We start from the raw sequence: 13,601 nt of genomic DNA on the forward strand, positions 1-13,601 counted from the left end.
GGCGCTCAGTCGGCGATGAAGCCGACGCGGCCCTTGTAGGCCTGGGGAACCGGGCCGCCGCCGCTGCCGTAGATCTTGTTCAGGCGGCCGAGCAGGATCGCCTGCGAGTCATGGGTCTCGACGAAGCCGTCATCGGGCCGCTGGACCTCTGTCGGTTGCATCGGCTTGGCGATATAAGGGGTCACCGTGATCATCAGCTCGGTCTCCTCGCGCTGATAGTCGCGCGAGCGGAACAGCACGCCGATGATCGGCAGGTTCATCAGCCCGGGCAGGCCGTTGATCGAGGTCTTCGAGACACGCTGGATCAGGCCGGCGGTTGCCAGCGTTCCGCCCGACGGCAACTCGACCGTCGTATCGGATTTGCGCACGCGGAAGGCGGGCACCGTGACGGTGGGCTGATTCCGATCGCCCTGGAGCACGATCTGGTTTTCGAAGTCGAGCTCGGTGACCTCGGTCGCGATGCGCATGCTGATCTTGTTGGCCGAGAGCACGATCGGTGTGAAGTTCAGCGCGACGCCGATCGGCTTGTACTGGACGCCGAGCGAGCAGACGGCCTTGGCCGGGTCGCAGGTATAGCCGCTGGGAACCGGGATTTCACCGCCGGCCGTGAATTTCGCGCTTTCGCCGGATATTGCGGTCACCGTCGGCTCGGCCAGGACACGCGCCATACCGGCCCGTTCCAGGGCCCGAATGGTAATGTTCTTCTTCAACGGATCGCCGGATACGGAGGCTGCGATGGCGGTTGCCGAAAGGGCCTGCGGCGACAGCGAGAACGGGTTGTCGATCGTCGGGAAGACCGAGAATTTGCCCAGATTCCATTCGCCGGTCGTGTTGATGCCGAGCTGCTTGATCGCCTTGCGCGACACCTCCGACACCATGACCTTTACCATCACCTGGTCGCGGTCCCGGATGGTCAGCGAGTTGATCACCGTCCCGGTTCGCCAGGAGGAGGCGCCGCCGACGAAGGCCTTGGCGATATCGACGGCCTGGGTCGCGTCAGAGGCGTTCGGCACCGTCCCGACGAGCAGGATCGAATCCCCCGCGGGCTTGATCTCGATCTGGGAGTTGGGCAGGGCCGTGCGCAAGGTCTGCCTGAGCACGTTGAGGTCACGCCCGACATTGATGTCGAGCGCGGTGATCTGCTGGCCGTCGCCATCCATCACGAACATCGAGGTGGAGCCGTCGGCGATGCCGATCACGAAGAGCTTGCGCGCCGTCCGGACCACCGCGTTGGCGACTTTCGGATTGGCGACGAAGACTTCCTTGGCGTCGCGCGGCAATTCGACGATCAGCGAACGGCCGATCGAGAGGTCGAGCTTGCGGGAGATCGCGTTCTCGCTCGAGCCGACATTCAGGACCGGGGCCGGCCCGCTCCCGGTGGGCTGCGCGGCGGCGGTGCCGGCGGTCAGGGCGAGCGCGAGGGCCGTGGCCAGGCGGAGAGAGGATCTGATCATGGCTTCACGCTCTTGGAAGTGACACCGTAGCGCACGAGCGTCAGGGAGTTGTCGGCTTGAGTCGGCGTCGTCTCGCCGGCATCCTTCAGGCTGCGCAGGGCCAGCGAGAGCGTGCCCTTTTTCTGGGCCTGGACGAGCCCCTCGACCTGCCCGGGCTCGATTTCGAGCGTCGCGGTCTCGCCGACCACGACCTTCTCGCCGTTGCGCTCCTGCACGTTCTGGCCGATGGCCAGGACGCGGATGTTCCGCAGGATGACTTCGCTGACAGGGCCCTCCGCCTCGCCGCGCGGGGTGGAGATGACGTCGACGCGGTCATTTGGAAGGATGAAGCCGCCGGCGGTGTTCGCGCCGCGGCTGTCGGTCGAGATCGCGACGGCGCGCATGCCCGCGGGCAGGACGGCCGAGAGGAAGCCGGTTCCGTCGGTCCTGATCAGCTTCTCGCGGCGGATCGGCTCGGCGCCCAAAGTGGCGTAGCGCGCCACCTGCCCGATGATTTCCGTCTCGGCTTCGGGCGCCTCGTCCTTGCGGATGATGCCGGCCGGCACGCTGGCTAGCGGCCAGTCGAGCCAGCGCAGGTCGCTCGCCGCCACCGTGTTGCCGACGGGGATGTCGGTCGCCGCGACAAGGACCGGAACGGTCGGGGCCTGTTGGATCTTGGCGACGGGGGCGGGGGTGTCGGGGCTCTGGACGAGCAGTGCGGCGCCCAGCCCTGCGACCAGCGCGACCGCGAGAATGATGATGCGTGCGGGACTCATGGACGAACGACCCTCAGCCAAGCGTGATTGGCTCTCGTCCCGGATCGTCGTTCGGAAACGTCAACTTATGGTTAATCGGTCGTATATTTTTTGAACGCCGCTGACGTTACGGCCGCAAGAGGGTCAGACGCCGATCGCGGCGTGCCAGATCGCAGTTTCCGGCAGGATGAGGAGCGCGGCGAAGGCGAGAGCGATGCCATAGGGCACGCCTTCATTGGCGGCATGGAGCCTGCGCAACCACGGCCAGGTCTCCATGGGGGCCGGCAGCGGGCGGGCGCGCAGCATGATGATGGCGAAGGTCAGGAGGCCGCCGAGCAAGCCCGCGATCGACAGGTAGGGCATGAGCTGATCGAAGCCGAACCACAGGGCGGTCGCGGCGGCGAGCTTGGCGTCGCCCCCGCCGATCCAGCCGGCGGCGAACAATCCGAAGGAAACGGTGAGCACGAGCGCCCCGGCCGCCAGATGCGTCCCGAGCTTGGCGAGATCAAAGCCCAGCACGACCGCGCAGATCGCGAAACCTGCGATCAGGATCATGCAGAGCCGATTCGAGATCGTCATCGAAACGAGGTCGCTCGCGGCCGCATAGGCCATGGCGAGCGGAAAAAGACCGAGGACGAGGACAAGGGACAGCGACATGGAACCAGGCTCCGGATGCGTGTCATCCTGACGGTGGTTTATCACCGAAAGCTTTACGCGGTCGCGGAAAGCTCGCTTCAAGAAAGAAAGGCGCTCCGGTCGCCCCGGAGCGCCTCGCGTTACCCTTGCGGGACGCTTTTGGCTTAGTTCACGGAGTTCAGGGCGCTGGAGACGCGGGTGAACTTGGTGATCAGCGAGGAGCCGACGGTGGTCATGGCAGTGATGGCGGCGACGGCGATCAGGGCGGCGATCAGGCCGTACTCGATGGCGGTGGCGCCGGACTCGTCCTTGACGAAGCGAGCGAAAAGATTGGTCATGCTGAAACTCCTTTACACCACGGTTTGACGGCTGCCTGTGCTCTGAGGTGGCTTCGGTCAGCGACAGGAACGACACTAGCCCGCTCGCCTTGCTGATCGGTTAAAGGGATCGAAGAATTGGCTTGTTTTCGTCCCTGTTTTTTCCGTGGTTAATGCTCAATTTAACCGGAATAAATGGACGATTATCTTGAATACAAAGCCATTCCGATGAGTTTTTTTCGGTAAACAAGGTGTTTAGCTGGTTATATAGTGTGGGTTTGTTTCCAGATCGCTCGAGGCTGATCGCTCAGTCCTGTAAATCTTCCGCTGCGGCATGGCGGTTCAGTTCGTGTGAGATCGCTGCCGCTGGCATGCTTAGGATTTGATTCATCATTTTGGGCTTCATTGAGCGGGTCGCAAAGCTTGAGGCGCCGCCATGTTGATCGTTCGAGCTCCAGAAGGGCGTCGCCGGCTTCCTCGCTGGGTGGCCGTGGCAGCTCTTGCTGTGACCCTGTCCGGCGCCGCTGCCGCAGCACCGCCGCGCGGAAAATCCGAAAGCGTGATCGTCCTCGTCGACCACGCCAAGGTCGTGCGCTTGCCCGAGAAGGCCCAGACGGTCGTCGTCGGCAATCCGGCCATCGCCGATGTGTCCGTACAGCGCAACGGCGTCATGATCGTCACCGGCAAGAGCTTCGGCATCACCAATCTGATCGCGCTCGATGCCAATGGAACGCTTCTGGCTGAATCGATGGTGCGGGTCGGCGCGGCGTCGGATGAGGTGCTGACGGTTCAGCGGGGCATGGATCGTGAAAGCTATGCCTGCAATCCGAATTGCCAGCCTTCGATCCAGATGGGCGATGCCCAGCCCTTCTTCGGGAGCACCGCGGGGCAGGTGGCCGCACGCAACGCGCTCGCGACAGGCGGCGCCCAGAACTAGGGCGGACCCGGGTGACCGGAGCCTCATGTCAGGTACGTGCACCTGCACGTCCTCGCGCGCGAGACGACATGGTTAGCGAAAGCTTCACGTCGTTTCCGGCTGGCCGGAGACGGCCCTAACCGATCGGAAATTCTTTTGCGGTAGAGCTTTCTGGCCTGGGCTGAAGCTCGACGAGGCAAACGGATGTTCGACCGAACGAAAAATAAGTCCTTGCCGAATGCTGGGTCGCAGCGCTGCAGCGGCCGCTTCCTGCTGCTCCGGCGCTTCCGCCGATCCCAGGACGGCGTGGCTGCCGTGGAGTTCGGGTTCGCCGCGGTGCCGTTCTTCGCGCTTCTCTTCGCGATCTTCGAGACGGCGCTGATGTTCTGGTCCAATCAGATTCTGGAAGAGTCGCTGTCGCAGGTCTCGCGCTCGTTGGTGACGGGGCAGTCCCGGACGCTCTACAATGCGCCCACCGGCGCGGCGAACGCGGCAAAGTTCCGCGACGCGATCTGCGCCCGTGCGCCGATAGGGCTCATCGATTGCTCGAAACTGTATGTCGACGTGCGCGTCTACAACAGTTTCTCCGCCGCGACATCCGGGACGGCGGGCAGCGATCCTCTTGCGGGCGGGGGGCTCAACACGTCCAGCTTCGGCTACACCCAGCCGCAGGGCAACGACATCGTCGTCGTGCGCGCCGTGCTCGATTACAAACTCTTCCTCACGGGCTGGGCTTCGGCGGGCCTGGCCAATATCGGGTCGGGCCGGCGCGGCATCGTCGTGAGCATGGCGTTCCGGGCCGAGCCCTTCGTCGCGTCGGGGCCGACGCCTCCTGCGGGGTCTTGATCGGGAATGACGGGCATGCGGAAAAAGACGGATCTGCGTATCTGGCGCCGATTCTGCCGCGATCGGGAAGGGGTAGCGCTGGTCGAATTCGCCATGCTGCTGCCGGTGATGCTCGTCGCCTATGTCGGGATGGTGGAGGTGGTGCAGTTGGTGATGATCAACCGCAAGGTGACGCAGCTGACTTCGGCTCTCAGCGATCTCACGGCACGAGTCCAGTCGGTTGCGCCCGCGGATGTGGAGAATATCTTCAACGCGGCGCAGACGATCCTGATGCCTTATGACAACAGCAAGGCCTCGATGGCGATTGCCAGTGTCGTCATCGATTCGGCGGGCGTCGCGCGGGTTTGCTGGAGCAACCAGCGCAACGGCACGGTACCGGCACGCGGCTCAGCGGTGGTCATTCCCGACAGCGTCCGGATCCCGAGCACCTCCGTCATCATGGCGCGCGCGAGCTACAGATATACGCCGGCCTTCGGCTATGTCCTCACCGGGACGTTCACGCTCGGCGACAGTCCGATCTATGCGCGCCCGCGCAACGGTGTGGCTGGCGGCACCGGGAACATCGAACAGGTGGTGCGGACCGGCACCAATCCCTGCCAGCCCTTCAACTGACCGTTCGGCGGCGCGTGGTCCAGCCGGCGACGCCCGGCCGGAGGGTGCGGCTTTGCTTGGGGCGCCTCCCGATTTCGCATTCTGCGCCGTTGCGAGCGTAGAAGCCGCCAGGCGTTCGATGCTGGAACGCTCTAGCTGCGCAGCACCATGCGTCCCGTCTGGACTTCGTAGCCTCGCAGCTTCCCGAGGAAGGAATTGCCCAGCAGGCTCATCGAGAGCGCTCCTTCCGGCAGGACGACGGCCTCGACATTGCGCACGACGATCTCGCCGAGCCGGACCTCCCGCAGCATTGCCCGAAAGCCCACGACCGTGCCGTTGGCCGTGCCGAGCGTCATGCTGCGCGTGGAGGCGTCTCTCTTGATCCCGAGCGCGCGGGCATCGGCGGCGGTCAGCGCCACGATGCTGGCCCCGGTATCGACCATCATCGTGATGCGGTAGTTCTCGATCGAGGGATGCACGATATAATGCCCGCGATAATCCGCCGCGACGGCGAGCGTCGCGGGCACGCGCGGCCCGGGCGTCGTCGGCGCCGCCGTGGCGACGGCGAGGGAAGGCGCATCGTCCGCCAGGCGCGGGGCGAGCCATTGCGTATAGGACAGCGCCCCGACGGCCATGGCACCGGCTACGCTCAACGCCCAGGTCAACGGTGATGTCGTCACGGTCCCTCCGGTTCTTCCGTCGGTGCTCGCACGATGCGGATACGAGCCCTGACGAAGCGTGAACGGGATGCATGGATTTGCGTGCAAGCCGAGGGAGGACAGCCGGGGACTGCGGTCAGTCTTAATCCAGGCTTACCGGCCGGGTTCGTCGGCGAGCCGGGCAGCGAGTGCAGCGACTTCGGTTGCATAGGGGATGCTGGGCTGAGCTCCCCGCCGCGTGCAGGCGAGCGAACCGGCGGCGAGACCCTCGCGCAGGGCCGCGGGCATGTCGCGGCCGGCCGCGAGCGCGGCGGCGAAGGCGCCGGCGAAGCTGTCCCCTGCCGCCACGGTATCGACGACCGCGACCTGCGGTGCTGCGAGCCGATGGCGGGTGCGGTCGATCCAGGCGACGGCGCCGGCGGCGCCCAATGTCGCGATCGTGGCGATGCCCCGCTCCTCATCGAGTCGGCAGGCGATCGCATCCGGGTCCTGTTCCGGCCAGCCGAGCGCCTGCGCAAGCACCATCGCCTCATGCTCGTTGACGATCAGCATGTCGAGTTCGTCCAGCAGGGCCGCCGATGGCGCCTCGGCGGGGGCGAGGTTGAGGATCACACGCCCCCCGGCCCGCTTCATCGCGCGGGCTGCCTCGAGGCACGCCTGCTCGGGAACCTCGCGTTGCAGCAGGAGGATATCGCCAGCGGCGAGTTCGATCTGCCGCAACGCATCCGGCTGAGCAGCGGCATTCGCGCCGGCTGCGACGATGATCTGGTTGGCGCCCTCCCGGTCCGTCGCGATGAAGGCGGCTCCCGTAGGCTGCTCGACCCGTGCGACATGACCGAGATCGACGCCTTCGGCGGCGAGCAGGGCGAGTGCCGCATCGCCGAAGCTGTCCCGGCCTGCCGCACCGACCAGCATGACTTCGGCGCCGGCGCGGCGGGCAGCGAGCGCCTGGTTCGCTCCCTTGCCGCCGGGATGCAGGGCATAGCCGGGGCCGAGTACGGTCTCGCCCGGCCCCGGCAGACGTTCGACCGGCGTCACGAGATCGATATTGATCGAGCCGAAGACGATGATCATACGGCGAGATCGGCCGCAAGCCGCCTCACGCCGGCGACGAAGGCCGCCTCGGGCGAGATGAGCTGGATGGCGTGCCCTCTCGCCTGCAGACCGGCGCCATAGCTTTCGGCCAGGGCTCCGTCCGCGACGAGATGGATGGGCTGGCCCTTGCCGAAAAGGGCTTCGGCCCCGGCGATCTCCTGCCCGACCAGCAGCGCCGAGAGATAGGGGCCGACCGCGCCGCCGGCCATCCGGCCGGCCAGGACCTCGGTGCGCGCCGCGAACGCGGTGTTGAGCAGCCCGCCCGGCCGTCCCGCCGCGGCACGGCCGCGCGCGAGGCCATCGGCGGCATCAGCCTCCGAGGGGGCTTCGGCCAGCCGGGCGAGGATCGAATCGTTGCGCAGCAGCCCGTAGAGCTCGCCGGTCATGAAACTGGCGAAACGCGTGATACGGCCCTGCCTGATCTCCGCCCATTTCGAATGGGTGCCGGGCAGGCAGGCGATGCCGTCGGTCAGGCCGAGGCCGACGATCAGCGTCTCCTCGCCGCGCATCACGTCGAAGGCGCCGTCGTCGCAGCTCAGGCCGGGGAGGATCGTCGCCGTCGTTGCGGAATCGAGCGCGACCTGGATCGCGGCCGATGCGATCTCGGCGGATGAAGCCGGGCAGGGGACATAGCGCGCCTCGATCCAGCCGTTGCGGCTGCCGACCATCCCGGCGAGCACGATCGCGGCATCTGGCGCGTCCTTCAGAAAATCGCCGGCAAGCTCCGCGAAAGCGTCCGGGTAGCCACCCGCCGGAACCGACTGGATGCCGCGGTCGGCGATGCGCCGCTCGATCACCTCTCCCATCTCGGAGATCAGGAAGGCACGCGCGCGGGTCGTGCCCCAGTCGAGTGCGATCAGAGGTTTGGACATGGCAGGCTCCGGCAATGGAGCGCGACTGTCTCCATCGCGCTGTGCCGGGTCAATAGTTTGCTGCGGGAGGCTTGTGCGGCGCATGCCTTCCCGGCAACCGTATGGGGAACTGGTCGAACGAATCGGACAAGCCGGATGCTCGAACTGCAGGCAGGCGGCCTCGACGCCGTCATTCATCCCGGGATGGGCGGCATCGTCTCCTCGTTGAGCTGGCGCAGGTCGGACGGGCGCTGCCAGGACGTGCTCTCTCCGCCCGCCGGGCGGGAGCCGGGCACGGCGTCGCCGAATTTCTTCGGGACCTGGGCGCTGCTGCCGTTCGCCAACCGTGCCTTCGGCTGCGTCGTCGACGATGGCGAGCAGCACTTTCTCGTTCCACAGAACGATCCCGGCGGCGCGATCCACGGTTTCGGCTGGCAGGCTGCCTGGGACGTTCTGGAGTATGACCGCGGTCATACCGTTCTCGAACACCGCCGGACCGAGGGCTCCGACCCGTATCGCTACCGGGCGCGGCAGGAAGTCATCCTCGACGAAGCCGGTATGACCATTCATCTGGCGATTACCAACGAGGCGCAGACGGCACTACCGTTCGGCATCGGCCACCACCCGTGGTTTCCCTGTGCGGCCGATACGCGCCTCGTCATGCGCAGCGAGGGCGCGCTGGTCTTCGGCGAGGCCTTCCGCGCCACAGGCCGGCAAGCCTTTGCTGATGGTGGCCCTTATGCCGAAGCGCATCCCTTCCGCGGGGAGACGGTGACTGCCTGGAGCTTCCTCGGCTGGGACGGCAAGGCCCGGATCGAGACGCCTTCGACCGGCCTCGCCATCACCCTCACTGCGAGCGACACTCTCGACTGCCCGGTGGTCTGGGCGCCGGCAGGGGCGGATTTCCTCTGCGTCGAGCCGCAGAGCCACGCGATCGGCGCTCCCAGCGAGCCGCCGGCGCGGGCCGCCGCACCGCTCAAGCGCCTGGTGCCCGGCGAGACGTTGGAAGGCTGGCTCAGGATCGCGCCGGAAGCTCTCTGAAACTCAGCGCCAGCCGTAGCCGCTCGGGTAATACGGCTGATAGCCGTAGGCCCCGGCGGGAAGGGCCGGGCGCAGCAGGATCTGGCCGCGCGCTGCTTCCCAGTTGCCGCCGCGACGCTGGGCGACGCTGATGGCGTGGCTGCGCTGCTTCGCCTTGGCGATCTTGTGCTTGGACGGACTGGCCTTCGCGAGCTTGGCTTTCGTCGGCGAGGAAGCCTTGGCGAAGCGCGAGAGATTGTCCGGCGCGGCGCCATTGAGCGCAATCCGCGTCTGGCTGGAGCCGTATTTCTTCACCAGCGCGAAGAGCTTGGCGGCATTGGCCGGGTGCAGGCGGATGCAGCCGTGCGAGGCCGGGCGGCCGAGCGCGCCGACGGCCGTGGTGCCGTGGATCGCGTAGCCGCCGCGGAAGAACACGGAATGGGGCATCGCGCCGCCATACTTGCGGGAATACCAGTTCTTCTCAAGCCGGGTCGGGCGATAGACGCCGTTGGGCGAGCGGAAGCCCTTGCGGCCCGACGAGATCTTCCAGTCGTAGACTTCGCCGTCTGTGGTGGTCACCGTCATGCGCTGGGCGACGATATCGACCCGGACATCGACGCCGGCATGGGCGGTGCCGGCGAAGGCCGACAGGAAGAGAACGGCCAGGATGCCGAGAACGCGACGCATCACACTCACTCCGAAAGACGCGACTGCTGGATGAGGCGTTGTCGAGCTCTGACGGCTGCCGCCCTTGACTCTAGGAAAGCGCCGAGGGCGGTGCCTTGTAAAGCTGGAAGCTGGAACGTGGTTTCCGGCCGCTCAGATCATCGGCAGCGAAGCGGGCTTGCGCCCACGTGGGAAAGCCGCGTCGATCCGGGCGATCTCGGCCTCGGAGAGCACGAGATTCAACGCGCCTGCATTGTCCTCGACATGCGCGACGCGCCCGGCCTTTGGGATCGCGAAGACGCTTTCGCGCCGGGTCAGGAAGGCGAGCGCGATCTGCCGCGGCGTCGCGCCATGGCTGGCGGCGATCTCGGCCAGAACCTTGCCCTGCACGCTGCCGGGAGCCGGGAAATCGTCATGGCCGAAGGGGCTGTAGGCGACGACGGCGACGCCGTGCTCCTCGCACCACGGCATCACCGCATGCTCGATGGCGCGCTCGCGCAGATGGTAGAGCACCTGATTGCAGGCGATCTTGCCCTTGCCGGCCGCGGCGAGCGCCTCGTCGAGATCGTCCTCGTCGAAATTGCTGACGCCCCAGGACAGGATCTTGCCCTCCTGCTTCAGCGCCTCGAACGCGGCGAAGGTTTCCGCGAGAGGATGGGGGCCACGCCAATGCAGCAGATAGCAGTCGAGCCGGTTGGTTCTAAGATGCCGCAGAGAGCGCTCGCAGGCAGCCCGAACGCCTTGCCGCGAGGCATTGTGCGGCAGCACTTTCGAGACCAGGAAGACCTCGTCGCGCCGGCTAGCAATGGCCTCGCCGATCAGTGCCTCGGCGCGGCCATCGCCATACATCTCGGCGGTGTCGATATGCCTCAGCCCGAGATCGAGCCCGCGGCGGAAGGCGGCGATCGCCTCGCGCCGGTCGCCTTGCTCGCTATACCAGCTCCCCTGGCCGATCGAGGGAACGAGCGGGCCCGAGGCTCCGAAGCTGCGCTGCATCACGCTTTCTCCAGCTAATCGACGGTGATCCCGAACCGCTCGTAGCGGATTTCGCCATCATTGTAGCGGATGCGCACGAGGAAGCTGTCCGCCCCGCGATAGCCGGGCTTCGACGTGTATTCGAAGGCGAGCGAAGGCCCGACCTTGCCGTTGCAATGCCGGAACGGGCCGGGCCCGTACTCGGCCGCAGCCTTGCGCGTCGCCAGCCGGACCTTGCCGTGCCGGGGCGGCTCGGTCAGCACGCCCTTGGGGCGGGAGATCGGCCGGCAGCGCGCGTCCATCGTCATGAAGGTCTTCTGCAGGAAGGTGCGCTTCCCCGATGCGACCCGTTCCGTGCTGTCGGCCTGCCCGGGTGCGGCGCCCTCGGTCGTGACGCAGCCGCCGAGCAGGCCGCAGAGCAGCGTGGCAGCGAGGAGGGTCAGTCCGGGAATGGGCATGGCTTTCCCCGTTGGCTAGGCAGATCGAAGCGGGACAGGCTCTAGGTTGGTGGCGTGCCGTTATCCGACAGCACTTCGCCCGCGAGATAGAGCGAGCCGCAGATCAGGATGCGCGGAGGAGCCGGCCAGTCGCGCGCGGCGATCGCCCGCAGCGCCTGCTCGACCGAGCTCGAGACTTCTGCGACGAGCCCGGCGTTGCGGGCTGCCTCCGCGACCTCCTCGGCCGGGCGCGCGGCCAGCGAATTATGGATCGGCACGGCGTAGAGCATCTGCGCCAGCCCTTTGAAATGGCGCAGCGTCGCGGTCGCGTCCTTGGTCGAGAGCAGCCCGGTGATCATCACCAGTGGCGCCGGATTGCGGTCGGCAAGATCGGCCATCGCCTGGGCGAGCACGCGCCCGCCATCGGGATTATGCCCGCCGTCGAGCCAGAGTTCGGCACGATCAGGCACGATCTCGGCCAGCGCGCCTCGGGACAGGCGCTGCAACCGTGCCGGCCAGTCGGCATTGCGCATGCCATCCTCGAAGGCGCTGGCAGGCAGGGCGCCATAGCCGGCGGCCCGCAGCGCGGCAATCGCGGTGCCGGCATTGATATGCTGGTGCCTGCCGGAGAGGCGCGGCAAGGGCAGATCGAGCAGCCCGTCCTGATCCTCGTAGACCAGCCGTCCGCCGGCCTCATGGACATTGAAATCCTGCGCGCCGATCAGGATTTTCGAGGCACCCGCGCGCTCGGCCGCTGCTTCCAGAACGGCGGTCGGCTCCGGCTCCTGCGGGGCGATCACGGCCGGCGCGCCGCGCTTGAAGATACCGGCCTTCTCGCCGGCGATCTTGGTGACGGTGTCGCCGAGGTACTCGGAATGGTCGAGCGAGACCGGCGTCACCACCGTGCAGGCCGGATGAGCGATGACATTGGTCGCATCGAAGCGCCCGCCGAGCCCCACTTCCAGCAGCAGCACATCGGCAGGATGCTCGGCGAAGAGCAGCAGGCCGGCCGCCGTCGTCATCTCGAAGAAAGTGATGGGATCGCCGGCATTGGCGGCCTCGCAGCGCTCCAGCGTCTCGACCAGTTTGTCCTCGTCGACGAAGCGCCCGCCGCCGGGCGCACCGAGCCGGATGCGCTCGTGGAAGCGCACCAGATGCGGCGAAATATAGACATGGACCGAGAGGCCGGCCGCCTCGAGGATCGCCCGCATGAAGGCGATGGTCGATCCCTTGCCGTTGGTGCCGGCGACATGGATCACCGGCGGCAGCTTCTTCTGGGGATCGCCGAGCCGCTCGAGCAAGGTCAGGATGCGGCCGAGCGAGAGATCGATAAGCTTTGGATGCAGCGCCATGAAGCGCGCGAGCAAGGCGTCGGAAGACCCCATGACGTGACGGCCCCCCGCCGCAGAATTCAGACCGCCTCGGCCACCGGGCGCGCGGGCGCAGCCGGCTCTTCCTTCACGACCGGCTGCTTCGTCAGCAGGCGGCCGAGCCGGGCGAGCGTCTCCGGCAGGTCGCGGCGATGCACGACCATGTCGACCATGCCGTGATCCTTGAGATATTCGGAGCGCTGGAAGCCGTCGGGCAGCTTCTCGCGGATCGTCTGCTCGATCACGCGCGGGCCGGCAAAGCCGATCAGTGCACCGGGCTCGGCGATATGGACGTCGCCCAGCATCGCATAGGAGGCGGTGACGCCACCCGTGGTCGGGTTGGTCAGGACGACGAAATAGGGCAGGCCCGCTGCCCGCAGGCGCCGCACCGCGACGGTCGTGCGCGGCAATTGCATCAGGGAGAGGATGCCTTCCTGCATGCGCGCGCCGCCCGACGCCGCGAAGACGACATACGGTGTCTTCTTGTCGAGCGCGGTCTCGGCGCCCTTCACGAAGGCCTCGCCTGCGGCCATGCCCAGCGAGCCGCCCATGAAGTGGAAATCCTGCACGGCCAGCGTCATCGGCAGGCCCTTGACCCGGCCATAGCCGATCTTGAAGGCGTCCTGCATGCCGGTCTTGGCGCGGGCGTCCTTCAGCCGGTCGACATAGCGCTTCTCGTCACGGAATTTCAGGGGATCGATCGCAACTTCCGGCAGGGCGACGTCGAGCCACTTGCCGTCGTCGAAGGTCAGGCGCAGGCGCTCCGGCGCGGTGACGCGCATATGATGCTCGGAGCCGGGGATGACATAGCCATTGGCCTCGACATCCTTGTGGAACACCATCTGCCCGGAATCGGGGCACTTGATCCAGAGGTTTTCCGGGCTCTCGCGCTTGAACAGTGTCTTGATGCGCGGCCGGACGACTTCGGAAATCCAGTTCATCGGATGAATCCCTGATGGGCTTGCGGCGCTTGCGCGCCGTCACGCCGAAAATGGGGTCGGGCCTGCCGGCGGGCAAGCGGCGCGACCATGGAA

Annotated in this window: 16 protein-coding genes; 4 read left to right on the forward strand and 12 right to left on the reverse strand. The window is 66.7% G+C overall.

Translation table 11 applies throughout. The features are described from left to right. Nucleotides 1-5: 5 nt before the first annotated feature. The 4 genes from J0I42_RS17270 to J0I42_RS17285 all read right to left on the reverse strand — a co-directional run bounded on the left by J0I42_RS17270 (nucleotide 6) and on the right by J0I42_RS17285 (nucleotide 3,162). Nucleotides 6-1,454: a type II and III secretion system protein family protein gene (locus tag J0I42_RS17270; protein ID WP_291656551.1), complete on the reverse strand. Its 1,449-nt coding sequence runs from the start codon at nucleotides 1,452-1,454 to the stop codon at nucleotides 6-8. Next, nucleotides 1,451-2,209, reverse strand: coding sequence for a Flp pilus assembly protein CpaB (gene cpaB / locus J0I42_RS17275; RefSeq protein ID WP_291656552.1), 759 nt, complete (start codon nucleotides 2,207-2,209; stop codon nucleotides 1,451-1,453). Before cpaB ends, J0I42_RS17270 begins: the two co-directional genes overlap by 4 nt. A gap of 123 nt (nucleotides 2,210-2,332) precedes the next feature. Then, the gene (locus J0I42_RS17280; RefSeq protein ID WP_291656554.1) at nucleotides 2,333-2,845 is read right to left on the reverse strand and encodes an A24 family peptidase; all 513 of its coding nucleotides are present in this window, start codon (nucleotides 2,843-2,845) and stop codon (nucleotides 2,333-2,335) included. Between the two features lie 143 nt (nucleotides 2,846-2,988). Next, nucleotides 2,989-3,162: a Flp family type IVb pilin gene (locus tag J0I42_RS17285; RefSeq protein WP_291656555.1), complete on the reverse strand. Its 174-nt coding sequence runs from the start codon at nucleotides 3,160-3,162 to the stop codon at nucleotides 2,989-2,991. 415 nt (nucleotides 3,163-3,577) lie between these two features. On the opposite strand from J0I42_RS17285, the gene J0I42_RS17290 reads away from it, so the two are divergent. The 3 genes from J0I42_RS17290 (at nucleotide 3,578) to J0I42_RS17300 (ending at nucleotide 5,515) form a co-directional block, all read left to right on the forward strand. Continuing rightward, on the forward strand, nucleotides 3,578-4,078 hold the full coding sequence (locus J0I42_RS17290) for a pilus assembly protein N-terminal domain-containing protein (RefSeq protein WP_465247690.1): 501 nt from the start codon (nucleotides 3,578-3,580) through the stop codon (nucleotides 4,076-4,078). A gap of 183 nt (nucleotides 4,079-4,261) precedes the next feature. Next, on the forward strand, nucleotides 4,262-4,903 hold the full coding sequence (locus J0I42_RS17295; protein WP_291656558.1) for a TadE/TadG family type IV pilus assembly protein: 642 nt from the start codon (nucleotides 4,262-4,264) through the stop codon (nucleotides 4,901-4,903). A 6-nt stretch (nucleotides 4,904-4,909) separates the two neighbouring features. After that, nucleotides 4,910-5,515, forward strand: a complete 606-nt coding sequence (locus tag J0I42_RS17300; protein WP_291656560.1) for a TadE/TadG family type IV pilus assembly protein — start codon at nucleotides 4,910-4,912, stop codon at nucleotides 5,513-5,515. A gap of 131 nt (nucleotides 5,516-5,646) precedes the next feature. Here J0I42_RS17300 and J0I42_RS17305 read toward each other — a convergent pair whose 3' ends face one another. From J0I42_RS17305 to J0I42_RS17315, 3 genes are all read right to left on the reverse strand, one after another. Next, nucleotides 5,647-6,174 carry a retropepsin-like aspartic protease family protein gene (locus tag J0I42_RS17305; protein ID WP_291656561.1) on the reverse strand — a complete coding sequence of 176 codons (528 nt, stop codon included), beginning with the start codon at nucleotides 6,172-6,174 and terminating at the stop codon, nucleotides 5,647-5,649. Between the two features lie 132 nt (nucleotides 6,175-6,306). After that, a complete protein-coding gene (locus J0I42_RS17310) occupies nucleotides 6,307-7,227 on the reverse strand; it encodes a ribokinase (RefSeq protein WP_291656562.1) in 921 nt (306 codons plus the stop codon). Further along, entirely contained in the window at nucleotides 7,224-8,120 is an 897-nt protein-coding gene (locus tag J0I42_RS17315; RefSeq protein ID WP_291656563.1) for a 2-dehydro-3-deoxygalactonokinase, read from the reverse strand. The genes J0I42_RS17310 and J0I42_RS17315 overlap by 4 nt, the downstream gene beginning before the upstream one ends. 135 nt (nucleotides 8,121-8,255) lie before the next feature. Between J0I42_RS17315 and J0I42_RS17320 the strand changes: the two genes are divergently transcribed. Beyond that, a complete protein-coding gene (locus J0I42_RS17320) occupies nucleotides 8,256-9,140 on the forward strand; it encodes an aldose epimerase family protein (protein ID WP_291656564.1) in 885 nt (294 codons plus the stop codon). Nucleotides 9,141-9,143: 3 nt separating this feature from the next. Here J0I42_RS17320 and J0I42_RS17325 read toward each other — a convergent pair whose 3' ends face one another. The 5 genes from J0I42_RS17325 to accD form a co-directional block, all read right to left on the reverse strand. Continuing rightward, nucleotides 9,144-9,806, reverse strand: coding sequence for a L,D-transpeptidase (locus J0I42_RS17325; protein WP_291656565.1), 663 nt, complete (start codon nucleotides 9,804-9,806; stop codon nucleotides 9,144-9,146). Nucleotides 9,807-9,938: 132 nt separating this feature from the next. After that, nucleotides 9,939-10,781, reverse strand: a complete 843-nt coding sequence (locus tag J0I42_RS17330; protein ID WP_291656567.1) for an aldo/keto reductase — start codon at nucleotides 10,779-10,781, stop codon at nucleotides 9,939-9,941. Between the two features lie 14 nt (nucleotides 10,782-10,795). Further along, on the reverse strand, nucleotides 10,796-11,218 hold the full coding sequence (locus J0I42_RS17335; RefSeq protein ID WP_291656569.1) for a hypothetical protein: 423 nt from the start codon (nucleotides 11,216-11,218) through the stop codon (nucleotides 10,796-10,798). Nucleotides 11,219-11,259: 41 nt separating this feature from the next. Beyond that, nucleotides 11,260-12,582 carry a bifunctional folylpolyglutamate synthase/dihydrofolate synthase gene (locus tag J0I42_RS17340; protein WP_291656570.1) on the reverse strand — a complete coding sequence of 441 codons (1,323 nt, stop codon included), beginning with the start codon at nucleotides 12,580-12,582 and terminating at the stop codon, nucleotides 11,260-11,262. Between the two features lie 26 nt (nucleotides 12,583-12,608). Next, nucleotides 12,609-13,508 carry an acetyl-CoA carboxylase, carboxyltransferase subunit beta gene (gene accD / locus J0I42_RS17345; protein WP_291656571.1) on the reverse strand — a complete coding sequence of 300 codons (900 nt, stop codon included), beginning with the start codon at nucleotides 13,506-13,508 and terminating at the stop codon, nucleotides 12,609-12,611. Between the last annotated feature and the right edge of the window lie 93 nt (nucleotides 13,509-13,601).

The sequence above is a fragment of the Allobosea sp. genome, from assembly GCF_017308015.1.
Taxonomy (GTDB): Bacteria; Pseudomonadota; Alphaproteobacteria; order Rhizobiales; family Beijerinckiaceae; genus Allobosea.